A 21,640-nucleotide genomic window follows, 5' to 3' on the forward strand; every position below is an offset into this window, starting at 1 on the left:
CGCCATTCTATCGTTGCGTGGTGACGCGGATGCCGCGGGGCCGCAAAGCGCACACAACATCCCCCTGCTCGTCGGTGCGATACACCGCCGCTCCTTCTTCACGCAGCAGGTCGACCACCTGGGAGGAGGGATGCCCGTACCCATTCCCCTCCCCCACGCTCACCAGCGCGACGCGCGGACGCAGCGATTCGGCCATCTCCACGTCCACCCCGGCGCGCGAGCCGTGGTGCGGTACCTTGAGTATATCGACGGGGCCGATGGGCGACCTCCCGTCCACCGAGTGGAGGATATCCGCCTCGGCATCGCCCGTGAACAGCGCCCGCATGTCGATCGAGCCATCCCGGTCGCAATCGCACGCGACGGCCATGACGATGCTATCCGCATTGCCCCCTCCATCGACGAAGCGCTCGGGCGAGAGGACCTCCGCGGAGAACCCGCCCCAAAAGATCGCATCCCCCGCATGGAGCGCCTCAACCCGCCCTGCGGGCAGGTTCCGGCGAAGGCGGGCGCACGATTCCGAATCGTCGGCGAGCAGATCGCCCGCAACGCAGACGCAACCCGTGGGCACCGCATCGAGCAGGGCGGGCAAGCTGCCGCAATGGTCGTCGTCCGCATGCGTGATGAGGACTGCATCCAGCGCGCGGGCATCGTGGCGCGCCAGGCCGGCGAGCAGCAGGGAGTCGTTCGTCCCCGTGTCCACCAGCATCGCATGGCGTCCCGACCGGATCAGCAGGGCGTCCCCCTGCCCCACGTCCAGCATGACGATCTCGCATCCATGGACGTCGGGAAGCACGAACAGCCCGGCGAGCGCGATGGCTGCCAAGGCGCTGAACGCGCCCCATCCGTCGGCGCATCGTGGCGTGGGCCACCACCGCCACACCGCCGTCGCCCCGACCACGGTGGCGAGCACCCCCATCGCAAGATCGGCGGATGCGGGGATGCAACCGCAGGGAACATGGGCGAGGGCATGCACGATCGAGCACGCCGCCTCCCCCGCGGCGATCGCGCAGCCGATCGCCAGGTTCGAGCAGCAGGGTGCGATCAGGGATGCGGCGACGCACAGCGACCCGCCCCCGCACATGATCGCGAACAACGGGGCGACCAGGAGGTTGGAGACGAGGGAGATCAGCGGCAGCTGGCTGAAGAGCGGGATCGATATGCCCGCCGTGCAGGCATTCGCCGCGAGGGTGAGCCCGAACGCGTCGGCAACCGGCCGGAACCTCCCCTTGCACATCGCACGGACCCATGCCCCCGCGTAGCGCGCGAAGACGACGATTCCCAGCGTCGCAGAGGCCGAGAGGGCGAACGAGGCCGACAGCGCGATGAAGGGGTTCGCCGCGATCAGCGCGATGGCGCACAGCGACAGGGCGGACAGGGCGGACGGCCTGCGTTTGACGAAGAACGCGGAAAGGCCGCAGACCGCCATGAGGGCCGCCCGGATGGCCGAATGGGACGCCCCGGTGAACAGCACATACACGGTAATGAACCCCGAAAGCGCGATCGCCGAAGCGGGACGCGGGACGCGCATCGCCCGGAGCAGCAGCGCGGCCATGCCGGCGATCAAGGCGAGATGGGCGCCCGAGACCGCCGCCAGGTGCGCCAGCCCGACCGCCTTCAGCTCACCGTACAGGGGGCGCGTGAACAAACGCCGCCTATCTCCGAACAGAAGGGCCTTCATCAACGCGACGCCATCGGACTCCCGGCCGTCGAAGAGCGCACCGCATGCTGCGCGGAATCGCCCGATCGAAGCGAGCGGCGAATCGGAATCGATGATTTGCAGGGAATGGACGGTCGCCGAGCCCACCGCGCCCTGCCGCCAGTAGTACCCGGCAGCCCGCGCGCTCGGCCCTTTCACGCGGCACCGCGCCTCGAACACCGTCCAGCACGACAGGCTCGCATCTTCGGGAAGGTTGATGCGCACGAGGGCGCGTTTCCCGCTCGGCAGCTCGCATTCGGCGAGGCAGCTCGAACCGAAATCCCCCTCCGCCGCATCGGAGACGACGCGGTAGGCCCTGCCATCTGCGGCAAGGTCCAACGCCTCGCGGGAACGGGCATGGAGCGAGACGGCGGCTTGGCATGCGAGGCACACCCCTAGCCCGACGCCGAGGAGCGCCGCCCAGGGCAACGGATGCGTCGAGCGGGAACATCCGAGCCACGCCATACCCGCGCACGCAAGGCCCGCTGCGCCGATGGCAAGGCAGGACCCGTCTCCGACCTCGGCCAGGCCGGGAAGGACGGCGGCGCAGGCGAGCCACAATCCCAACGCCATGGGCAACGTCAAAGGGATTCCCGGGCGGGGTGGAGCCTCAGACGCAGATGAGGTCTTCGAGAGCCGCATACTTCTTGTCACCGATCCCGGAAATCCGCTTCAAGTCGTCCTTTTGGATAAACGGCCCCTCATCAGCGCGATTCGCCACGATTCGGGCGGCGGTCGAAGGTCCTATGCCCGGAAGCGACTCCAGCTCCGCCTGGCTTGCCGTGTTGATGTTCACCAAGCTTCCCGAGGGGGAGCCGCCTCCCCCGCCGTCCGATCCGCTCGCCTCGGATTCGTCCGCGGCATCGGCCTGGCCTTGCGCGGGGATGGAGACATGCTCGCCGTCCACGACCTTGCGGGCGAGGTTGATGCTCTCCGGGGCGGCGTCGTCGGCCAAACCCCCGGCGCATTCGATGGCGTCGGCCACGCGGGACCCCTCGGGAACTTCGTAGACTCCGGGAGAGCCGACGCATCCGGTGAGGTAAACCGAGATCATCGCGACGGCAGAACAATCGCCCTGCGCCCCCTCGGCCGCCGCAAGGGCGCCGCCTCGCCGCTCTATGGCGAAATCGTCGCCCGTGGCGAAATTCGCCAGATTGAGAACCGCGATCGCCGCGATGGCGATGGCCAGGGCGGATAACCCGACAAGGAGCGGGATGCTCACCTGGGGAAGGCGCAGCTTCAAACGCACGGTTTCGGCAGAATCGATGAACGGCATGATCGCATCTCCTTCGTAGGTGGATGCGACCGTATCAATGCGAGGTCACCGGATCAGCCCCGCGCAAACCTCGCTCGCTCCCCCCGGGCGTCGCGCGCTCATCGCGCAAAGCCCCCGCGATGCTCCTATGCGCGCTTGCGATACGACGGGCAGACGTAGTCGTGCACCTCCGCCGCCTCGACGATCTCGTCCACCCACGCCTCGATGGGAAGGCCGGCTTCCGCGGCCTCCACCTTTTCCGGCTTCGCATGCGTCTCCGGATTGCGCGGCATGAACAGCGTGCAGCAGTCGGGTGCGTCCTGGCTGGAGATCTCGAAGGTCCCGAGCTGTTCCGCATCGCTTATGATCTCCTGCTTGTCGCTGCCGATCAGCGGGCGGAACACGGGAAGGCCCACCACGGCATTGGTGACGAGGATGTTCTCGATGGTCTGCGAGGCCACCTGCCCCAGGCTCTCGCCGGACACCAGGGCCTTCGCGCCCTCGCGCTGCGCGATGCGCTCCGCCACCCTGAACATCAGCCGTCGGTACAGTATGATGCGGAGCTCGGGCGGGCAGGAGACGGCGATCTCGCGCTGGTAGTTGCCGAAGGGCACCATGTACACGCGCGCGATGCAGCCGGTGCGCTCGAGCAGATGCGCGATGTCATCCACCAAAAACTCGCTCGTGGAACTCGTCTGCGGACGGCCGCTGAAATGCACGCCGATGACGATGGCGCCGCGCCGCGCCATGCGCCAGCTGGCGACCGGCGAGTCGATGCCGCTCGAAAGCATGCTGACGACCTTGCCCGAAGAGCCCACGGGAAGCCCTCCCACGCCGCGCTCGCTGCGCGCGTACACGTACGCTCCGCCTTGGATGACCTCCACGTGCACCAGCGCATCGGGATCCTTCATTTTCACGATCTTATCGGGGAAGGCAGCGCACAGGAGGGCGCCCACCTCGCGGTTGAGCGTCATGCTGTCGATGGGGAAATCGGTGTGGTTGCGCCGCGCGGCGACCTTGAACGTCGTGAAATCCCCCGCATCATCCAACGCAGCCACGGCTGCCCGGCCGATGGCCTCGAGGTCGCGCTCGCAGGCGTAGCCGCACGAAACGCGGGCGACGCCGGGCACCCCCAGGACGGACTCTTCGATATCGCAGGCGTCCTCCCAGGTCGCCCCCTGCTCGACGAGGATCAGCACGCGGCCCGAGATGCGCCGGATATCGCGGATCGGCTTGCCTTCGAGCAGGGCGCGGATGTTCTTGAGGAGCCGGTTCTCGAACGACGAGCGGTTATGGCCCTTCAGGCCGATCTCATGATAATGCACCAAGCAGATGCGCTGGAATTCCATATGGTTCCTTACCGTGAAGAAGAAAGCCCGTCCGACGAATCGGAGCGGGCATGCATGCGGGGGAAAATCGACGCCGGGCAGCGAGCGGACGGCGAGGCAGGGCAGCGGGGTTTAATGCCTCTTCGCGTCGATGGTCTCGGGGTCGTACGAAACGTCCTCGTTCGCGATCTCCTTGAACGCGATGGACAGCGGCTTCTTGGTGGAAGCCCGGGCGATCTCGACCGCGGTGTCCAACTGCATGGCGCGGTCGCGCTGGCCTCGCAGCATGTCGTTGATGTCATGCGCGCGATGCGAGGCGACGGCGCACAGCAGGAAGCGGTCGTTGTCCGCCTCGTCCAGAAGCTTGTCGATTTTAGGTTCGATAAGGCTCATACTTGCAGATTCCCCTACTTCACTCTTCGGCTTGACGCTGAATGTAGCCCGCCAATTCGGCGGTCGCCCGTTCAATATCGTCATTCACAACCGTGTAATCATACTGCGATTTCAAAGAAAGCTCCATGTCGGCAACGCGCATCCTCGCAGCAATCACATCTTCAGCTTCGGTCCCGCGTTCGCGGAGGCGCCGCAGCAGCTCCTTCCGGCTTGGGACATCGATGAAGATGAGATGGCACTCGGGCAGCTTCTCCTTCACCTGGAAGGCGCCTTGCACGTCTATCTCCAATATCACCTGGTCGCCGGCGGCCATATGCTCGCGCACGCTCGCCAGCGGGGTGCCGTATCTGGCTGTGTGCACGTCGGCCCATTCCAAGAAGCCGTCGGCGGCGGCGATGCGGTCGAATTCCTCATCGGAGAGGAAGAGATAATGGACGCCGTCCTGCTCGCCGGGCCGGGGCTTGCGCGTGGTGGCCGATACCGAGACCCACGCATCGGGCACCCGCTCCAGCACGCGGGCAACCAAGGTCCCCTTGCCGGCGCCCGACGGGCCGGATATCACGTACAGGTTCCCTTTTCGAGCCATCTAGCCGAGCCGCTCCAGCAGCGCGGCCTTCTGTCGGTCGCCCAGCCCGCGCAAGCGGCGGCTGGGGGCGATGCGAAGCTCGTTCATGAGTTTTTCCGCCTTGGCTTTCCCGTATCCGGGAAGCGTCTCAATCAAGGTGGAGACCTTCATGCGGCCGATGACCTCGTCATCGCGCATGTCGATCACCTGCGACAACGTCACCTTCCCGCCCTTCAGGTCCTCGCGGACCCGGGCGCGCTTGATGCGCGCTGCCTTCGCTTTGTCGAGGGCGGCTTTTCTCTCTTCGGGGGTCAGCTGAGGAATAGCCATACATAACTCCTAATCTCCCGCAGATTCTGCTTCGCATAAAGCATACTCTGGTAGATAGTAATACATCGAAAGCGCCTCTACCAGCAGATTTGCCCATTTGAGCCATACTTTAGACGGACGGCGCAAATGAACAGGCCTTATGCGGGCTCCCTTTTTCAAATCGCCCGATGCGAGACCCTTGCCGCCCGGGAGGCGGGCGAAGGGCCTCACGTCAGGCCCCGATCTCGGCGGCGATCGCCTCGAACGCGGCGGCCGGGTCGGCCGCCTGCGTGATGGGCCGGCCGATGACCAGGTGGGATGCCCCGGCGGCTAAAGCCTCGGCAGGGGTCGCGATACGCTTCTGGTCGCCCGCGTCGGCGCCCGCCGGGCGGACGCCCGGAGTCACGATCGCAGCGTTCGGGCCGAGCGCCTCGCGGAGCATCGCCGCCTCCATGGGAGACGCAACCACTCCGGAAAGGCCCGCGGCCTGCGCCTGCATGCCGAGGGAGAGCACCTGATCGGCAATCGGGCGCTCCACACCCGAGGCGGCGAGGGCTTCCTGGTCCATGCTGGTGAGGACCGTGATTCCCAGCGTGATGGGCTCTTCGATCCCGTAATCGGATGCCGCCTCGCGCGTGCCCTCCAGCGCTGCCTGCATCATTGCCGCGCCGCCGATGGCGTGCATGGTCAGCATGTCGGCGCCGTTGTGCGTGGCGGATGCAGCCGCCCCGCGCACCTGATGGGGGATGTCGTGGAATTTCAGGTCGAGGAACACCTTGTAGCCGCGGCTCTTGAAATCGTAGACGACCTGGGGTCCCAGCTTGTAGAACAGCGTCATCCCGATCTTAAGCCACGCGGCGTGCCCATGGAGGATGTCGGCGAGGTCCATCGCCCTCCCCACGCCGCAATCCAGCGCGACGATGATGCGCTCGCGCGCGGGGATGTCCTGGTAGTCCGTTAGCATTGCAGGCCTCCTATCAACTCGTTTACGTCGGCGACGCCCTGCTCAAGGCAATACGCCCGTATCCCATCGATCACTTCGGCCGTCGCATGCGGATTGGCGAAGTTCGCCGTGCCCACCGCGACCGCCGTCGCGCCGGCGAGCATGAACTCGACGGCATCGATGCCCGACGAGATGCCGCCCATGCCCAGGATCGGCACGTCCACGGCGCCATGCACCTGCCACACCATGCGCAGGGCGACCGGCTTCACGGCGGGGCCGGAGAGCCCACCCACCACGCGGGCCAGCACCGGCTTGCGGGTGCGCGCGTCGACCGCCATGCCGAGCAACGTGTTGATCAGGCTCAGGGCGTCCGCCCCCGCCGCCTCGGCCGCCTTCGCGATCTCGACCACGTCGGTCACGTTCGGCGAAAGCTTCACGATCATGGGCTTCTTCGTGGCCGCGCGACACATCCCCACGACCTTCTCCACGCTCGGCGCGTGGACGCCGAACGTCATGCCGCCGGAATCCACGTTCGGGCAGCTGATGTTCACCTCGTACGCGCTCACGCGGTCGTCCTCGTCGAGCGATTCGATGACCTGCACGTACTCGTCGAAGCTATGACCTGACACGTTCACGATGACCGGGACGTCGCGCCCCTCGAGCCATGCGAGGTCCTTGCGCTTCAGCGCCTCGACGCCGGGATTCTGGAGCCCGATGCTGTTCAGCATGCCGGCGGGCGTCTCCGCGATGCGGGGGCTGGCATTGCCCTCCCATCCGTTGAGCGACACGCCCTTCGTCGTGACCGCTCCGAGGCGTTCGACCGGTACGAAATCGTTGTACTCCCGGCCGGAGGCGAACGTGCCGCTCGCCACCGTCACGGGGTTCTTCATGGCGAGTCCGCCCAAGTTGACGGACATGCTCACCTGCGAAGCCATCTACCACACCACCTGTTCCGCGTCGAAGATGGGCCCGTCCACGCACGCGCGCTTCTTGCCCGCCGCCGTCTCCACCACGCATGACAGGCATGCGCCCACGCCGCAGGCCATGCGTCGCTCGAGCGAGATCTGGCACGGCACCCCGGCTTCGGCGGCGGCCTGGGCCACCTTCCTCATCAGCGGCTCGGGGCCGCACGTGATGGCCCGCGTGTACGACCCGCGCCGAAGCAGGTCGGCAGCCGGTTGCGTGGCGAAACCCGCATGGCCGAACGATCCGTCATCGGTCGCGCACACCGCATCCCGTCCCAGAAGGGCCGCGTAGCGCTCGTGCGAAACCAGCGCCTCGGCCGTGCGGGCGCCCAGCACCACATCGGCCGACCCTCCGGCTTCCAACGTCGCCTTCACCTGCATGAACACCGCAGGCGCGCCGGCGCCCCCCGCGACGGCGAGCAGGCGGTCGCCGCCCGCGGGGGCATCCCACGGCCGCCCGATCGGGCCGATCTGATCGAGAACGGCCCCAGGCTCCACCTGCGCAAGGTGCTCAGTGCCGAAGCCGACGACCTGGTAGAGGATATCCATCGTCCCCCGGTCGGGAAACGCCTCGTACACGCTGAAGGGCCGCCGAAGCAGATGGGCCTCCATGCCGGGAATGCGGACGTGGGTGAACTGGCCGGGTTGCAGCCGCGCGGCGATACGCGGGCTCTCGAGCGTCATAACGTACAGCTCGGGCCCCACCTGAACGTTCTCGAGCAGGATCGCCTGCTCGTCGATGAGACCTGCTCGTTGGATATGCTCCATGCGCTCCCCTTCTCCATCGGGAATTTCCGCTTTCCATCATACCATCTGGAACAGCTCGGACCGCTCCGCCCCTTACAGTAGAAATCGGTCGACAGAGCGAGCAAAGCGATGCCCGGCGGCAACGTGGCGCTCGCATGTTGGTCTAGGATGATGGCAGCCCTTTTACAGGGTTGCCGGCCGGCCGCCTTTTTCCCGCCGGCACGGGCGAATCCCTGGAAGCATGCCGCGGAAAGGACGAGGGGAGCCCCGGGATGGGCGGCGCCGTGCGGCGTCGCGGAAGCCGGCGGCGGCATCGCCGGGGAAGCGCCGAAACGGGAGGTGCCGCGATCGCCGTGGCGCCGACGATGGGGTCGGCCCGAAAACGCACGGCAGGGCCCCCATCGTCACCCCCTCAGAAAGCGCTCGATCGCCGGAAGGTCGCGCCTGATCTGCGCCTGGCCCGAATCGTAACTCGCGAGCAGGCGCCCCACATCGGTGGTGTTGTTCTCGACCGCCATATCCTCCGCGTAGAACACGTAGGCGCTTCCCTGCGCCTCGAGCCGCTCGAGCTCATCGCAGACCGCGTTGTATCCGGGACCCCAGTTCGTCAGCGCCTCGCGCATGCGCGGCCTCCGCCAGAAGAAGGCCATCGCCCAGGGGTTGGGCGCGAGCGGCTTGCGGTAGCCCCTCGGCCGCGTGCACACCACGAGGAACTTCTCGAACCCGTCGCGGCGGGCCTGCTCGAGGAGGATGCCGTTGCCCTCGGCCAGCCCGCCATCGTAGTGATAGCTGCCCTCGATATTCGCCGGGGGCATCACGATGGGCAGCGTGCTCGACGCCCGCACGCGGATCATGAGGTCGTCGAGCGTGGGCATGTCTTCCTTCGTCCAGAACCTGCTGCGGCCCGTGTCGCGTTCGGTGCTCGCGATGGTCACCTGGGCCGGGTTCTGGCAGAAGGTTTCGAAGTCGTATTCGAGGTCGCGGCCGGTCTGGCATATCTCCTGATAGATGTAATGAGCGTTGAACCAGCCCTTATGCGCGAGGAACTTCCCCGTGCCGAACGTCTTCTTGTCGTCCATCAGCGTGGTGAAGGACCATTTGGTGCGCCCCACATCGCGCGAGACGTAGTTGACGGAATTGCTGCTGCCCGCCGAGACACCGTACACGTGGCTGAAGTTCATGCCGTTCTCGATCAACGCGACGGCGACGGCCGCCGTGTACGACGCACGCATGCCGCCGCCCTCGAAGATGAGCGCCGTGTCGGTGATGTTGCACTGCAAATCGCCCATGGAGCGGCCTAGCCGAGGACCTTCCCGTCGAGCATCGTGGGTTCGCCCCCGACGAGCACGTCGGTCGCCCGACCCTTCAGGTGCGCGCCGATGAATCCGGAGTTCTTCGATTTGCTCTCGAAGTCATCCGCGTCCACCGTCCACTCGACCGCGGGGTCGAACACGGTGATGTCCGCCGTGCTTCCGGCGGCGATCCGCACCGGCTCGACCTGGATGATCCTGCGCGGGTTCACGGCCATCAGCTCAACCATCCGGGCATAGCCCATCACGCCGGTGCCGACGAGCTGGGTGAGCACGAGCCCCAAGGAGGTCTCCAGGCCGGTCATGCCGAACTTGGCGAGTTCGAACTCGCAATCCTTTTCCCAGGGGCAGTGGGGCGCATGGTCCGTGACGATGCAGTCGATGGTGCCGTCGAGGATGCCCGCCGTCACGGCGGCGCGGTCCTCCTCCGTGCGAAGCGGCGGGTTGACCTTGTAGTTCGCGTTGTACGTGTCATCGATGATCTCGTCGGTGAGGAACAGGTGGTGCGGCGTGGCCTCCGCGGTGACGGGAAGCCCCTCGGCCTTCGCGTCGCGCACGAGCTGCACGCCGCGCGCCGTGGTGATATGCTGCACGTGCAGCGGGGTCCCCGTCAGACGGCACAGCGCGATATCGCGCGCGATCTGGATCTCCTCGCCCGCGGCGGGCCAGCCCAAGAGCCCCAGGCGCGTGCTGCACTCGCCCTCGTTCACCACGCCGTCGCCCACCAGGTCCTCGTCCTGGCAGTGGGACATGATGACCTTGCCGAACTGGTGCGCGTAATCCATCACGCGGCGCATCATGCCCGCGCCCTGGACGCCCCGCCCGTCATCGGTGAAGGCCACGGCCCCGTGCCTCGCCATATCGCCCATGTCGGAGAGGATCTCGCCCGCGAGGCCCGTGGTGCAGGAGCCCGCCACGTGGACGCGGCACTTCCCCACCCGCTCGGCCGTGCCGCGCACGTACTCCACGGCGAACGCGGTGTCGATGGTCGGCGCGGTGTTGGGCATGCAGCATACCGCGGTGAACCCGCCGTGGGCAGCCGCGCGGGTGCCGGTCTCGATGGTCTCCTTCTGCTCCTGGCCGGGATCGCGCAGATGGACGTGGATATCCACCAGACCGGGCACGAGGATCTTGCCGGCAAGGTCGAGCTCGCGGCATCCCGGGCGGGAAAGCCCCTTCCCCACCTCGGCGATCTTCCCGTCTTCGACGAGCACGTCGACGATATCGTCGAGGCCGGCCTGCGGGTCGATGGCCCGGGCCCCTTTAAGCAGTAGCGTCATTGTCGCTCCCTCCCAGCAGCAGGTACATCGCCGCCATGCGAACGCAGATTCCGGAATAGACTTGGTCGAGGATCAGCGACCGCTGCGGGTGATCGGCCATGTAGCTGTCCAGCTCGACCCCGCGGTTGATGGGGCCGGGATGGCATATCACGGCATCGGGCCTCATCAGCGGCTCGCGCTCGCGCGTCAGGCCGAAGAGCATGTTGTACTCGCGCGCGTTGGGGAACGGCGCGCCTTCCAGGCGCTCGTTCTGCACGCGCAGCATGTACACCACGTCGAGCTCGGGAAGCGCCGCGTCGAGGTCGGCCGTCACATGGTCGGCTCCCAGCACGTCGGGACGCGCCGGGAGCAGCGTCTGCGGTGCGATCACGGTCACCTCGTTGCCCATGATCTTCAGCGCGGGGATCAGGCTGCCGCACACGCGGCTGTGGCCGATATCCCCCACGAGCCCCACGTGCAAGCCGTCGATGGCGCCTTTGCTGCGCCATATGCTGAACAGGTCGAGCAGCGCCTGCGTGGGATGCTGGTGCTTGCCGTCCCCCGCGTCGATGACGCTCGCGGGCGTGTGCTGCGTGATGAAATGCGGCACGCCCGCGTGCTTGTCGCGCACCACCACGAGGTCGATCTTGTAGGAGTTGAGCGTCTCCACGGTGTCGGCCAGGCTCTCCCCTTTCACCGCGGAGGTGCTCTTCCCCCCGAAATTCAGCAAGTCGCAGCTCAGGCGCTTCTCGGCCAGCTCGAAGCTGCTGCGGGTGCGGGTGCTGGGCTCGTTGAGCATGTTCACGACGGTCACGCCGCGCAGCAGCGGGACCTTCTTGATCTTGCGCTCGTTCACCGCCATGAACGTCTTCGCTGTCTCCAGTATCTGCATGATGTCGTCGGGCGAGTACTCGGCGAGGTCGATGAGGTGCTTGTGGTCGAATGCCATATCCTAGCGCCCCCCCAGCGGAGCGGAACCCGCGCGGGAGCCCGGCTCGATATCGAGGATGTCAACCTCGCTCCTGCCGTCCACTTCCCGCAGGAACAGCCTCACGTTCTCGTGCGACGAGCTGGGCACGTTCTTGCCCACGTAATCGGCCCGGATGGGCAGCTCTCGGTGGCCGCGGTCCACCAGCACGGCGAGCTGCACGGTTTTCGGTCGGCCGATGTCCATGAGGGCGTCGAGCGCCGCGCGGATGGTGCGCCCCGTGTACAGCACGTCGTCGACCAGCACGATATCCTTCCCGTCGATATCGAACGGGATGCGCGTCTCGTGGACTTCCGGGGCGAGATGCGTGAGGTAGTCGTCGCGGTAGAAGCTGATGTCCAGATGGCCGAGCGGGACCTTGACCCCCTCGATCTGCTCGATCCTGTCCACCAGTTTGCTCGCGAGGACGTCCCCGCGGGTGACGATCCCGACAAGCGCGATATTGCCGGCGCCGCGGTTCGATTCCACGATCTGGTGGGCGATGCGCGTGAGCGAACGCTCGATCTCGTCGGCGTCCATGCAGATTGATTTCACCTGCGCATTCTCGCTCATACACACTCTCCTTCCGATTCGAGTGCGCACAAAGCGACCTGCCGGCGGCTCCGATGCCGGGCGGCACCGGGGGCAACGGCTCCCAAGTTGCGGCGGCGATCTCCGCTGATCGGACGCCCGCATGCCTTGTCGGTCTCTCTGTACCGCTTTTAAAGACGCCCCATTGTAGGCATTCGGAACCTCGGCAGACAATATCCGATTCGCCGCACCATGGTAAAATCTCAAGAACCGCCCCCATGGGCGCTTGGAGATAAATGATGGCCTTTATGCAGCGGAGACGGGCTTTTCCCGACTCGTTGACTCGAAGTTAGACATTCCGAACTATAATGGAACCGCAACCAACATCGTGGAGGTCCAACCATGAGAGATATAAACGGAATCGGCAAGCTGCGCAATGTCGCGATCGCGACGATACTCTGCGCCGGCGTGGTGTGCCCCACCTACGTTGCCACCGCGGCGGAGAACCAGGCGGCGGCGACCGCTGCGCAGCCATCCTCCCCATCCTCGTCCGGCAGCGGCGATTTCTCAATCGGCAAGGTGTTCGACAACGAGGAGAGCGCCAACGACGTCGACAAGACGGAAACCGTGTACGTGTTCACCACCGCCGACGGCACGCCGAAAAGCACCACGGTGACCAACTGGCTGAAGAACCCCGGAAAGGCCGATGCCATCGACGATAGGACGAGCCTCACCGACCTCGAGAACACCGGCGGGTCCCAGCCCTTCACGCAGGCGGGCGACGCCACCACGTGGCAGGCGCGCGGCTCGGACATCCACTACAAGGGACGCACCACCGCCACGGCGCCTGTGAGCGTCAAGATCACGTACGTCCTCGACGGGATCGAAACGACGCCGCAGGAGATCGCCGGCAAAAGCGGCCACGTCAAGATCCGCTACGAGTTCGCAAACAGCTCGGCATCGACCGCCGTCATCGATGGGAAGGAGACGACCATCTACACCCCGTTCACCTGTTTGACGGGGATGATCCTGGACAACGACAATTTCAAGAACATCACCGGCACGAATGCGAAGATCATCAACGATGGCGACCGCACCACGGTGGCGGGCTACGCGTTCCCGGGGATGAAGGAGAACCTGGACGTCGACGACGGGGACGCCGATCTTCCCTCGTCGTTCGAAGTGGAAGCCGATGTGACCGGTTTCGAGCTTGCCACCACGGCGACCATCGTGACGCCGGGGCTGCTGAACAGCCTCAACCCGGATGCGATGGACTCCGGCAGCATCGAGGACGACCTGAATTCCCTGAGCGACGCCATGACGCAGCTCGAGAACGGATCGGGGGAATTGTACGACGGCCTCGTCCAGCTCGCCGACGGAGCGGGCCAGCTCGACGCCGGCATCGGGACGCTGCGGGACTCCGCCGCCGCACTGCCCGATTCCACGCGGGCCCTCGCCGACGGCAGCGCCGCCCTAACCAGCGGCCTCGCGCAGCTCTCCTCCGGCAGCGGGCAGCTGTTGGAAGTTGCGAGGCAGGTCGATGGAGGCGCCAAGCTGCTTGCGGAAGGAGAGGACGGTGCGGGCGGCCTCAAAGCCGCGAAAGACGGGGCGGCCCAGCTCAAAGGAGGAGCCGACGGCCTCGCGCAAGGCATTGGGCAGCTCTCGGCGGCCATCGGGGAGGCCGATCCCTCAAACGACGACACCGATACGCTCTACAGAGCGCTGAACACGGCCAAATCGAGCCTCGCGGGCACGGACCCCGGCAAGATTAAATCCGCGTTGGAATCTTTGAAGTATGCGGGGGATAAGCTCGCCGAGCTGTCCGGTAAATGCCAAGAGGCGGAAACGTCACTGAACGACATCGCAACCTCCCTGGGAAGCGTCGATTTCACCGAAGCGGTCGCTGCGCTCGATGCCGCGCAGGCGGATATCGATGCCTCGGGCTACTCGCACGTAAACGATGCGGTCGATGCGCTCGACGGTATCGACGCATCCGGGTTGAGCGCCGCCGACAAGGAGCTGCTCGACAAGGCGAAATCCGAGCTCCGAAACGTAGATACCGATAAGCTTGATTCGGCGGAAAAGCGCATCTCGACCGCAAAGGACTCCCTCGCCTCCGCCGGTGCGGGCATCGCAGCGCTGAAAGCGGACATCGAGGCGGAGGCTGCGCACTTCAAAGCCGCCGCAACCCAACTTAAGGAGAACGCCGAGCAACTGCGGGCCATCTATTCGAACGCGGTCCCCTCGGCGACGGGCTACGCCGCCGCCCAGCAGTGCGTGGAAGGCGCCCTGGACGGCCTTGCGAAAACGAAGCAGGGCCTCGACGGCGCGAGCATGGGAGCGAAAGATCTGGCTGCGGGAGCCGAATCCCTCGACTCGGGACTCGGTGAGGCCGTCGACGGCATCACCGCCCTGCGGAAGGGCACGAACGCGCTCGTGGTCAATCTTGGCCCGCTCGCCGCAGGCGCGCAAAACGCGCAGACCGGCTCGAGCCGGCTCGCCTCCGGGCTGCAGCAGCTCAACGAGGCCTCCCCCGCCCTGGTCGCAGGCATCGCCGCGCTCAAAGAGGGGTCGACGGCGCTCTCCGACGGCACCTCTTCCGCGGCAAACGGTTCAGGCCAGCTCACCGACGGGATCCGGCAGCTCGACGAGCAGGCCATCGGCAAGATCATCAGCCTGTACAACGACGACGTGAAGGGGCTGTCCGGCCGCTTGAGGGCAACCGTCCAGGCTGGCAGGGACTACCAGACGTTCAGCGGCAAGGCCGATGGCGCCACCGGCGATGTGAAGTTCATCTTCGAGACGGATGCCATCAAGAACGGGTAGCCCGCACGGATGTGACGGCGAAAAATTTTTCCCATATGTTGTCGTTCCAACATACATGGGGTTAGGGACGCCTTAAAGTCGGCTGCGAAAGATGGATGCGCCGAATGGGCGCCAACCGTAAGGAGACCCGCTATGGGAAAAACGCTTGACCTGACCCGCACCGTGCACGATTTGGTGGGGGACTACCCCGAACTGCAACAGGTTATGGCCGACATCGGCTTCACCGACATCGCCAAGCCCATGGCCCTCAAAACCGTCGGCCGCGTGATGACGATCCCCAAAGGCTGCGCCATTAAAGAGTTCGACCTCGACGACGTGGTCGCGAAACTCGAGGCAGCGAGCTTCACCGTGGTGAACGCCCATGCGGAAGACGTCGACGATGGGGAGGGGGATACGGCCGGCTCGGCAGAGCCGATCGCCAACCAGCCTCAACGAGCCGAAACCGCCGCCGGCGCCGTGCAAGCCGCCAGCCGGCATGGGCAAGCAAGCCCCGCTCCGGACGCCGATGGGGCCTCAGCCCGCAAGGAGCTTCTGAAGGGGTTCGTGGCACGCCTTTCCGCCGGGGAGGACCTGGAGGCCGTCTGCACCGACTTCACCCGGCATTTCGACAACGTCGATGCGCTCGAAATCGCCCAAGCGGAGCAGGAGCTGATCGCCGCCGGCACCCCCGTATCGCAGGTGCAGAAGCTCTGCGACGTGCACTCCGCGCTGTTCCACGGATGCACGCACGAGGAGCTGCTGGCGAACGCCGAAGCAGCCGTGGAAGCGGGCCTTTCCCAAACGGAAACCCCCGACAGCAAGGCGAAGGCGCTCGCCTCCATCCCCGGCCACCCGCTCGATATCCTCACGCGCGAGAACCAGGCGATCGCGCGGCAGATCGAGCGCACCGATGCCGCGCTTTCCGAGGGCGATGGCGCCCTCGCACTCGACGAGCTGCGGAAACTGCGCGCCGTGGCAATCCATTACGCCAAGAAGGGCGACCTGATCTACCCGATCCTCTCCACCCGCTATGACATCATCGGCCCGTCGAAGGTGATGTGGGGCGTGGATGACGAGATACGCGATGAACTGCGCAGCCTGGTTGCCGACCCCGATGGCGAGGATTGGATCGCACGGGCGCAGGCCGTGGCGAAACGGGCCGACGAGATGGTCTACAAGGAGACGAACATACTGTTCCCCCTGTGCGCCGACAACCTCTCCGAAGAGGAATGGCAGCAGATGCGCCGCGACATGCATCAGTATGAGCTGTGCCTAATCGAGGACGCCCCCGAATGGGAGGCCGCCTCCCCCGACGAGCGGACCGCCCCCGCCGCGGAGCAGGGCATGATACGGCTCGCGGGCGGCACCTTCACCCCGCAGCAGCTCGAGGCCGTGCTGAACACCATCCCCTTGGAGCTCACGTTCGTGGATGCGGAGAACATCAACCGGTTCTTCGACGAATCCACCCCGAAGCTGTTCAAGCGCCCCCTCGCCGCTTTGGGCCGCGATGTTTCCAGCTGCCATCCCCCGCAAATCGCGCCCATGGTGCTCGGCATCATCGAATCCTTCCGCCAAGGCCGGGCGGACACCGCCGACCGATGGATGCAGAAGGGCGGCGATCCGGTGCTCGTGCGCTACATGGCCGTCCGCGACCACAACGGCTCCTATCTGGGAACGTTGGAATGCGTTCAGAACATGGCGTTCGCGCAGGAGCATTTCCGGCAAGAGTAGCGCCCGCCCGCGGGTAATCCCGCCCCGTACTGCCCGCGGGACTGCCGCCTCGCCCGGTGACGCCCGCCCGCGAGGCGCCTTGCCGCTCGGCCGGGTGCAGGGCATTGGCGACCTCGTGTGCGGCGCCCGCCCGCGGGGGCTTGCCGCCCCGGCATCGCAGATTGCCCGCAGATTGCCGGCGGGCGCTACGGTTTCTCATCGCCGCCGTCGCGAGAGTGCCTTGCGCAATAAAACTTCATAGTATATTTTTATATTATTATATGAGTATTATCTATGGGGGATGCTATGTCGTTGGCATATGGGATTCTAGGGTTTCTCGCCTACGGGGATATGACCGGATACGATCTCGCGAAGGCGTTCGACTCCTCCGTGAAATCCTTCTGGCACGCCCAGAAAGCGCAGATATACCAGACGCTCGGCAAGCTCGAAAGGCAAGGCCTCGTGGCCCACGAGCGCATCGTGCAGAACGCGCGGCCCAACAAAAAGCTCTACGCCATCACGGATGAGGGGCGGTCGGCGTTTCTGGCTTGGCTTGCCGACGGGTCCGGCGACGTTGATTTCAAGAGCTCGTTTCTGATGAAGCTCTTCTTCTCCGGAAGCCTGCCCGTCGACCAGGCCATCGACCACATGGAAGCGTTCATCGCCGATTGCGAGGAATTCGCCGAGGCCATGCAGAAGACCCCCGAGGTCATCGAATCCTACGGCGCATCCGCACCTGCCGGGGAAAGCGTGTACTGGGGCTTCACGGCCGATTTCGGAGCGCGCTACATCGAGATGTGCCTCGAATGGGCGCGCGATACCCTCGAGAAGCTGGAGGGGATGCGATGAAGGCGCTCGTTCTGCACGGCAGCCCCAAGGGGAAGGCGTCGAACACCCTCCAGCTGACCAAGGCGTTCGTCGACGGCATGGCGCCCGACGAGGTTGAGATCCTCGACCTGCACAAGCTGGACGTCCATGAATGCCGAGGGTGCTTCGCCTGTTGGGGCAAGACGCCGGGCGTTTGCGTGATCGATGACGACATGGCGGATGTCATCCGGAAGCTGGCCGATGCCGATGTGATCGTCTGGAGCTTCCCGTTATACTACTTCTCGCTTCCCTCGCGGGTGAAGATGGTGATGGACCGCCTGCTGCCGATGAGCCTTCCGTTCATGACCGGCGATGCCGGCGGTGGCCATCCAAGCCGCTACGACATGGGCGGCAAGCGCTACGTCGTGATCTCCACCTGCGGGTTCTATACGGCGCAAGGCAACTATGAAGCGGTGGACTCCCTATTCGCCCGGCTCTGCGGCGAATACGAGCGGATCTACTGCGGGCAGGGCGAGCTCTTTCGCGTGAAGGAGCTGTCCGCCCGAACGTCGCAATACCTCGACGCCGTTCGGACGGCCGGAGAAGAATTCTCGCACGGCGGCATAAGCCGGGCGACACGCGGGCGTTTGGACGAGATGCTATAACCCGCGCGAGGCGTTCGAGCAGATGGCAGACGCCAGCTGGAGCGTGTCGGCCGATGGCATCGAGTCCCTGCCGCCCGCCGTCTCCTTCACGCGGCAGATGGCCGCCCTGTACAACCCCGCCGCCTGGGAGAAGGACATCGTCTTGCAAATGGACTACACCGACGAGGGCTTGAGCGTGCAAATCATCTTGGAAAGGGACGGCCAGCGCGTGATCACGGAGGATTTCCTGCCGTGCACGACGCGCATCCGAACGCCGCTCTCCACATGGCGATCCATCGCGCGCGGCGAGATCTCGGGCACGCAGGCGATGATGGACCACCTCTACACCGTGGAAGGCGACTTCGACACGATGCTGCGCTGGGATGACCTTTTCGGAACGGAGGGCGCAAGCACCGGCGCGGATGGCGGAGCCCATGCGCCGAAATCCCCGGGAGACCGCCGCTCCAACATGGGCGTGATGCTCTTCCCGTGGATCGCATGCTTCGTCGCCGTGCCCATCGACGCATGGATCGGCGGCATCGCGAGCATTCTCGCGGCGGCCATGACCCCGCTCCTGCTCTTGAAGTGGAAACCCACCGTCTACGAGTATGCCACGATCCCATCGGTGGCGGCCATCGGACTCGCGTCCCTTCTCGGCGCGCCGCCCCGCATCGTGGTGCCGGCGTCATACCTGGCCTTCGGCATCATGTGGTTCTCGAGCGCGTTCATGAAGATTCCGCTTTCCGCGCACTACTCGATGAGCGGATACGGGTTCGAGAAAGCATTCTCCAACCCCCTGTTCGTATCCACGAACCGAATCTTGAGCTGCTGTTGGGGCGTGCTGTACTTGCTGACGCCCATCTGGACCTACATCCTTATGGGTACCCCGCTCGCCGTCTATGTCGGCCTTATCAACTCGGCGCTCCCCGCGCTTTTGGGAGTGTTCACGGCATGGTTCCAGAAATGGTACCCCGCGCACTACGTCCGCGGGTGAGCGTCGGGATATGGTTTCGATGGCAACTGGGAAGATCCGCGGATCGCCCCGCTCGGCTGCGCGCGCTTAGGGAAGCACTGATGAATTCCGCCTCGGCCGGGGACGGCGGGCTGAGTGCCAAAGCGGCGAAAGGCGAGCGGGCGCAGGCGTGCGCGAACGGGGATCGAGCCGCTCCGGCGCCAGCATGTCGTTCTCGGGCCGTCGGAATTTATCAGCGCCCCCCCTTAGACGTTGCCCACGTACACGCGGCTGAGATGCCGCCGCGCGCGATCGGCGTATTCGTCGATCTTCGCACGCGGCAGCGGCGGCTCGCGATAGCGCCATGCGGGATGGTACTGCGTAATGTGATAGGGGATGTCGGGGTCGAGGCTCGCCAGCCACGCCGCCGCTTCCTCCATCTCCTCATCGCGCACGAGGCCGGGGACCACGAGCGTCGTCACCTCCAGATGGCAGGTCGGGCACGCGGCGGCCGCCGCGATCGACGCCCGCACCTCCCGGAAGCCGTCGAACCCGCAGGCGGCGTAATACCGGCTTGAGAACCCCTTGAGATCGATGTTCATCGCATCGATGGATGGAAGCACCTCGGAGAATGCCTCGGCGCACACCATGCCGTTCGTCACCACGGCGAACTCCAACCCCGCCTCATGCGTTGCGCGGGCGGTGTCGTTGAGGTAGTCGAAGCTGACGAACGGCTCGTTGTAGGTGATGGCGACGCCGATATTCCCGTAGGGGCGCAGGCCGAGGGCCTTTCGCACCACATCGGACGGTGAGGCGAACCGCGTGCGCACCGCCCCCTCCCCCGCTTGCGATATGCCGGCGTTCTGGCAGAACGGGCAGGAAAGGTTGCATCCGTAGCCGCCGATGGACAGTATGAGCGATCCGGGCTCCCACTCCGCGAACGGCTTCTTCTCCACCGGGTCGAGCGCGATCGATGTCAGCTCCCCGTAGTGCGCATCGACCACGATGCCATCGCGGTTGGTCCGCGCGCGGCAGAATCCCAGAGCGCCCGGCGCAATCGCGCAGTGTCGCGGGCACACGTGGCATATCGCCCTCTCGCCTGCCATGACAGCCCCTATACGTGGCGGACGACGGTGAACCGCTGCAACCCGCAGTGATCTCCGGGGGCGATGCCCGCCTTGCGCTTCGCGATCGCCACTTGGGTCTGCGCGTCGCCCACGCCTTCCAGATCCGGTAGAAGCACGCCGCGTCGCCAGCCGGATGACACGATGACGCCGTACTTCTTCGGATCGAGCTGGTCGATGCCCTCGATAGGCTCCGGCTCCCCCAGCACGTCGACGCTGCACGTTATGCGCGGAAGCTCATCGGGGCGCACCGGCGGAAAGCGCGGGTCGCGACTGCAGGCGGAGATCGCGTTCTGGATCACCTCGTCGGCGATGCTGCGCCGGGTCGGCTCCAACGTGCCGATGCATCCGCGCAGCTCGCCGTCCTTATGCAGCGACACGAAACACGCCCCTCGCTCGTTGCGTAGGTAGGGCGGCAGCATGTTGGGGGCCTTGATGCGCGTTCCGTCGTTCACGAACGCGGTGTAGCTTGCCCGTGCGAGCGCGACGTAAGGATCATCCATGATTCGTTTCCTCCCTCTCCTATTCGACTTCGAACGCCGCTACGCCGTAGCCGACGCCGAACGGGCCTTCGTAGCTGAGCAGCTCGCCCGTGTGGCGCAGCCCGTCGAGGGCGCCAGCCATGATTTGGAACGAGCGGAGGCCGCATTCCGCCGCGCGCCTCACGATCCGCCCGTCGAGGTTGAACAGCGCATCCAGGTCGTTCGACCGAAACGCCGCGCACAGCTGCCGATCGAGCTCGGGCCCCTCGGGAACGAAGCCATAGGGGCCGTCCTCCTTGAGCTTGTGGGACCAATCGCCGCTCGCGATGAACACGACGCGCCTTCCCAACGCGTCGGCCGTGCCGGCGAGCGCCTTGCCCAGCTCGAAATGATCGCGGGCCGGCAGGCCCGACAACCCCACCTCGACCAGGCGGTAATCGGCATACGCTTGATTGACGAAGTACAGGGGGACGAACGCCGCATGGTCCATCGGCTCCCCGCGCCATGCGCGGCGCATGAGGGGGATTCCCGCAGCCCGGGCCCTCGCTTCGGCCGCAGCGCAGAATTCGACATCGACCGCGCAATCGAGCGCGTCTTCCCGATCGCGGAAGCGCTTCATGTCGCCGCGCAGCCGATCCCCATCCACGAGCGCGAACGCGTCGCGATAGGCGGGTGCATGCGGGCTGGACACGATGATCGTATCGGGCGCGTGGGCGGCGATGCGCCGGGCAACCTCCTCGTACGAGGAGATCGTCGCGGAAATGCACCGCTCCTCCCCGCGACCCACCCCGGGGATGATCAGGGGCGGATGGGGGACCGCGTAAGCTGCCAAGATGGGCATGGGAACC

At 65.8% G+C, this 21,640-nt stretch carries 21 protein-coding genes; 5 read left to right on the forward strand and 16 right to left on the reverse strand.

Features of this window, described 5'->3' with window-relative positions; all coding sequences use genetic code 11:
- Nucleotides 1-7: 7 nt before the first annotated feature.
- The 13 genes from NOV21_RS06920 to pyrR all read right to left on the reverse strand — a co-directional run bounded on the left by NOV21_RS06920 (nt 8) and on the right by pyrR (nt 12,310).
- A complete protein-coding gene (locus tag NOV21_RS06920) occupies nt 8-2,281 on the reverse strand; it encodes a DNA internalization-related competence protein ComEC/Rec2 (protein WP_283170412.1) in 2,274 nt (757 codons plus the stop codon).
- 25 nt (nt 2,282-2,306) lie between these two features.
- Nucleotides 2,307-2,972 (reverse strand): ComEA family DNA-binding protein, encoded by a 666-nt coding sequence (locus NOV21_RS06925; protein ID WP_283170411.1) that lies wholly within the window; start codon nt 2,970-2,972, stop codon nt 2,307-2,309.
- 125 nt (nt 2,973-3,097) lie between these two features.
- Complete coding sequence (thiI, locus tag NOV21_RS06930) at nt 3,098-4,300, reverse strand: tRNA uracil 4-sulfurtransferase ThiI (protein ID WP_283170410.1); 1,203 nt, start codon at nt 4,298-4,300, stop codon at nt 3,098-3,100.
- Nucleotides 4,301-4,411: 111 nt separating this feature from the next.
- On the reverse strand, nt 4,412-4,672 hold the full coding sequence (locus NOV21_RS06935; protein WP_283170409.1) for a DNA-directed RNA polymerase subunit omega: 261 nt from the start codon (nt 4,670-4,672) through the stop codon (nt 4,412-4,414).
- 19 nt (nt 4,673-4,691) lie between these two features.
- Nucleotides 4,692-5,258 (reverse strand): guanylate kinase, encoded by a 567-nt coding sequence (gene gmk, locus NOV21_RS06940; RefSeq protein ID WP_283170408.1) that lies wholly within the window; start codon nt 5,256-5,258, stop codon nt 4,692-4,694.
- On the reverse strand, nt 5,259-5,567 hold the full coding sequence (gene mihF, locus NOV21_RS06945; RefSeq protein WP_283170407.1) for an integration host factor, actinobacterial type: 309 nt from the start codon (nt 5,565-5,567) through the stop codon (nt 5,259-5,261). It lies immediately after the preceding gene.
- Nucleotides 5,568-5,778: 211 nt separating this feature from the next.
- The gene (gene pyrF, locus NOV21_RS06950; RefSeq protein ID WP_283170406.1) at nt 5,779-6,510 is read right to left on the reverse strand and encodes an orotidine-5'-phosphate decarboxylase; all 732 of its coding nucleotides are present in this window, start codon (nt 6,508-6,510) and stop codon (nt 5,779-5,781) included.
- The gene (locus tag NOV21_RS06955; protein ID WP_283170405.1) at nt 6,504-7,424 is read right to left on the reverse strand and encodes a dihydroorotate dehydrogenase; all 921 of its coding nucleotides are present in this window, start codon (nt 7,422-7,424) and stop codon (nt 6,504-6,506) included. Before NOV21_RS06955 ends, pyrF begins: the two co-directional genes overlap by 7 nt.
- The gene (locus tag NOV21_RS06960) at nt 7,425-8,222 is read right to left on the reverse strand and encodes a dihydroorotate dehydrogenase electron transfer subunit (RefSeq protein ID WP_283170404.1); all 798 of its coding nucleotides are present in this window, start codon (nt 8,220-8,222) and stop codon (nt 7,425-7,427) included. It lies immediately after the preceding gene.
- Between the two features lie 383 nt (nt 8,223-8,605).
- A complete protein-coding gene (locus NOV21_RS06965; RefSeq protein WP_283170403.1) occupies nt 8,606-9,490 on the reverse strand; it encodes a patatin-like phospholipase family protein in 885 nt (294 codons plus the stop codon).
- Nucleotides 9,491-9,498: 8 nt separating this feature from the next.
- A complete protein-coding gene (locus tag NOV21_RS06970; RefSeq protein WP_283170402.1) occupies nt 9,499-10,791 on the reverse strand; it encodes a dihydroorotase in 1,293 nt (430 codons plus the stop codon).
- The gene (locus NOV21_RS06975; protein ID WP_283170401.1) at nt 10,775-11,719 is read right to left on the reverse strand and encodes an aspartate carbamoyltransferase catalytic subunit; all 945 of its coding nucleotides are present in this window, start codon (nt 11,717-11,719) and stop codon (nt 10,775-10,777) included. Before NOV21_RS06975 ends, NOV21_RS06970 begins: the two co-directional genes overlap by 17 nt.
- Before the next feature lie 3 nt (nt 11,720-11,722).
- A complete protein-coding gene (gene pyrR, locus NOV21_RS06980; protein WP_283170400.1) occupies nt 11,723-12,310 on the reverse strand; it encodes a bifunctional pyr operon transcriptional regulator/uracil phosphoribosyltransferase PyrR in 588 nt (195 codons plus the stop codon).
- Between the two features lie 360 nt (nt 12,311-12,670).
- Between pyrR and NOV21_RS06985 the strand changes: the two genes are divergently transcribed.
- From NOV21_RS06985 to NOV21_RS07005, 5 genes are all read left to right on the forward strand, one after another.
- The gene (locus NOV21_RS06985; RefSeq protein ID WP_283170399.1) at nt 12,671-15,094 is read left to right on the forward strand and encodes a hypothetical protein; all 2,424 of its coding nucleotides are present in this window, start codon (nt 12,671-12,673) and stop codon (nt 15,092-15,094) included.
- A 132-nt stretch (nt 15,095-15,226) separates the two neighbouring features.
- Nucleotides 15,227-16,804, forward strand: coding sequence for a DUF438 domain-containing protein (locus tag NOV21_RS06990; RefSeq protein ID WP_283170398.1), 1,578 nt, complete (start codon nt 15,227-15,229; stop codon nt 16,802-16,804).
- A gap of 285 nt (nt 16,805-17,089) precedes the next feature.
- On the forward strand, nt 17,090-17,632 hold the full coding sequence (locus NOV21_RS06995) for a PadR family transcriptional regulator (protein ID WP_283170397.1): 543 nt from the start codon (nt 17,090-17,092) through the stop codon (nt 17,630-17,632).
- Complete coding sequence (locus NOV21_RS07000) at nt 17,629-18,255, forward strand: flavodoxin family protein (RefSeq protein WP_283170396.1); 627 nt, start codon at nt 17,629-17,631, stop codon at nt 18,253-18,255. Before NOV21_RS06995 ends, NOV21_RS07000 begins: the two co-directional genes overlap by 4 nt.
- A gap of 22 nt (nt 18,256-18,277) precedes the next feature.
- Nucleotides 18,278-19,228 carry an SCP2 sterol-binding domain-containing protein gene (locus NOV21_RS07005; protein ID WP_283170395.1) on the forward strand — a complete coding sequence of 317 codons (951 nt, stop codon included), beginning with the start codon at nt 18,278-18,280 and terminating at the stop codon, nt 19,226-19,228.
- Between the two features lie 224 nt (nt 19,229-19,452).
- Here the strand turns inward: NOV21_RS07005 and NOV21_RS07010 are convergent, their stop codons facing one another.
- Genes NOV21_RS07010 through NOV21_RS07020 form a run of 3 tightly spaced genes read right to left on the reverse strand, consistent with a single transcriptional unit; the run spans nt 19,453 to nt 21,633 of the window.
- Entirely contained in the window at nt 19,453-20,292 is an 840-nt protein-coding gene (locus tag NOV21_RS07010) for a radical SAM protein (protein ID WP_283170394.1), read from the reverse strand.
- An 8-nt stretch (nt 20,293-20,300) separates the two neighbouring features.
- Nucleotides 20,301-20,813 carry an AmmeMemoRadiSam system protein A gene (gene amrA, locus NOV21_RS07015; protein WP_283170393.1) on the reverse strand — a complete coding sequence of 171 codons (513 nt, stop codon included), beginning with the start codon at nt 20,811-20,813 and terminating at the stop codon, nt 20,301-20,303.
- A 19-nt stretch (nt 20,814-20,832) separates the two neighbouring features.
- Complete coding sequence (locus NOV21_RS07020) at nt 20,833-21,633, reverse strand: class III extradiol dioxygenase subunit B-like domain-containing protein (RefSeq protein ID WP_283170392.1); 801 nt, start codon at nt 21,631-21,633, stop codon at nt 20,833-20,835.
- Nucleotides 21,634-21,640: the final 7 nt, after the last annotated feature.

The sequence above is a fragment of the Curtanaerobium respiraculi genome, from assembly GCF_024609215.1.
GTDB classification, from domain to species: Bacteria; Actinomycetota; Coriobacteriia; order Coriobacteriales; family Eggerthellaceae; genus Curtanaerobium; species Curtanaerobium respiraculi.

Coding starts and splice junctions, on each gene's coding strand:
- NOV21_RS06925 (WP_283170411.1), bottom strand. CDS start 2,972: ATGCCGTTCATCGATTCTGCCGAAACCGTGCGTTTGAAGCTGCGCCTT.
- thiI (WP_283170410.1), bottom strand. CDS start 4,300: ATGGAATTCCAGCGCATCTGCTTGGTGCATTATCATGAGATCGGCCTG.
- NOV21_RS06935 (WP_283170409.1), bottom strand. CDS start 4,672: ATGAGCCTTATCGAACCTAAAATCGACAAGCTTCTGGACGAGGCGGAC.
- gmk (WP_283170408.1), bottom strand. CDS start 5,258: ATGGCTCGAAAAGGGAACCTGTACGTGATATCCGGCCCGTCGGGCGCC.
- mihF (WP_283170407.1), bottom strand. CDS start 5,567: ATGGCTATTCCTCAGCTGACCCCCGAAGAGAGAAAAGCCGCCCTCGAC.
- pyrF (WP_283170406.1), bottom strand. CDS start 6,510: ATGCTAACGGACTACCAGGACATCCCCGCGCGCGAGCGCATCATCGTC.
- NOV21_RS06955 (WP_283170405.1), bottom strand. CDS start 7,424: ATGGCTTCGCAGGTGAGCATGTCCGTCAACTTGGGCGGACTCGCCATG.
- NOV21_RS06960 (WP_283170404.1), bottom strand. CDS start 8,222: ATGGAGCATATCCAACGAGCAGGTCTCATCGACGAGCAGGCGATCCTG.
- NOV21_RS06965 (WP_283170403.1), bottom strand. CDS start 9,490: ATGGGCGATTTGCAGTGCAACATCACCGACACGGCGCTCATCTTCGAG.
- NOV21_RS06970 (WP_283170402.1), bottom strand. CDS start 10,791: ATGACGCTACTGCTTAAAGGGGCCCGGGCCATCGACCCGCAGGCCGGC.
- NOV21_RS06975 (WP_283170401.1), bottom strand. CDS start 11,719: ATGGCATTCGACCACAAGCACCTCATCGACCTCGCCGAGTACTCGCCC.
- pyrR (WP_283170400.1), bottom strand. CDS start 12,310: ATGAGCGAGAATGCGCAGGTGAAATCAATCTGCATGGACGCCGACGAG.
- NOV21_RS06985 (WP_283170399.1), top strand. CDS start 12,671: ATGAGAGATATAAACGGAATCGGCAAGCTGCGCAATGTCGCGATCGCG.
- NOV21_RS06990 (WP_283170398.1), top strand. CDS start 15,227: ATGGGAAAAACGCTTGACCTGACCCGCACCGTGCACGATTTGGTGGGG.
- NOV21_RS06995 (WP_283170397.1), top strand. CDS start 17,090: ATGTCGTTGGCATATGGGATTCTAGGGTTTCTCGCCTACGGGGATATG.
- NOV21_RS07000 (WP_283170396.1), top strand. CDS start 17,629: ATGAAGGCGCTCGTTCTGCACGGCAGCCCCAAGGGGAAGGCGTCGAAC.
- NOV21_RS07005 (WP_283170395.1), top strand. CDS start 18,278: ATGGCAGACGCCAGCTGGAGCGTGTCGGCCGATGGCATCGAGTCCCTG.
- NOV21_RS07010 (WP_283170394.1), bottom strand. CDS start 20,292: ATGGCAGGCGAGAGGGCGATATGCCACGTGTGCCCGCGACACTGCGCG.
- amrA (WP_283170393.1), bottom strand. CDS start 20,813: ATGGATGATCCTTACGTCGCGCTCGCACGGGCAAGCTACACCGCGTTC.
- NOV21_RS07020 (WP_283170392.1), bottom strand. CDS start 21,633: ATGCCCATCTTGGCAGCTTACGCGGTCCCCCATCCGCCCCTGATCATC.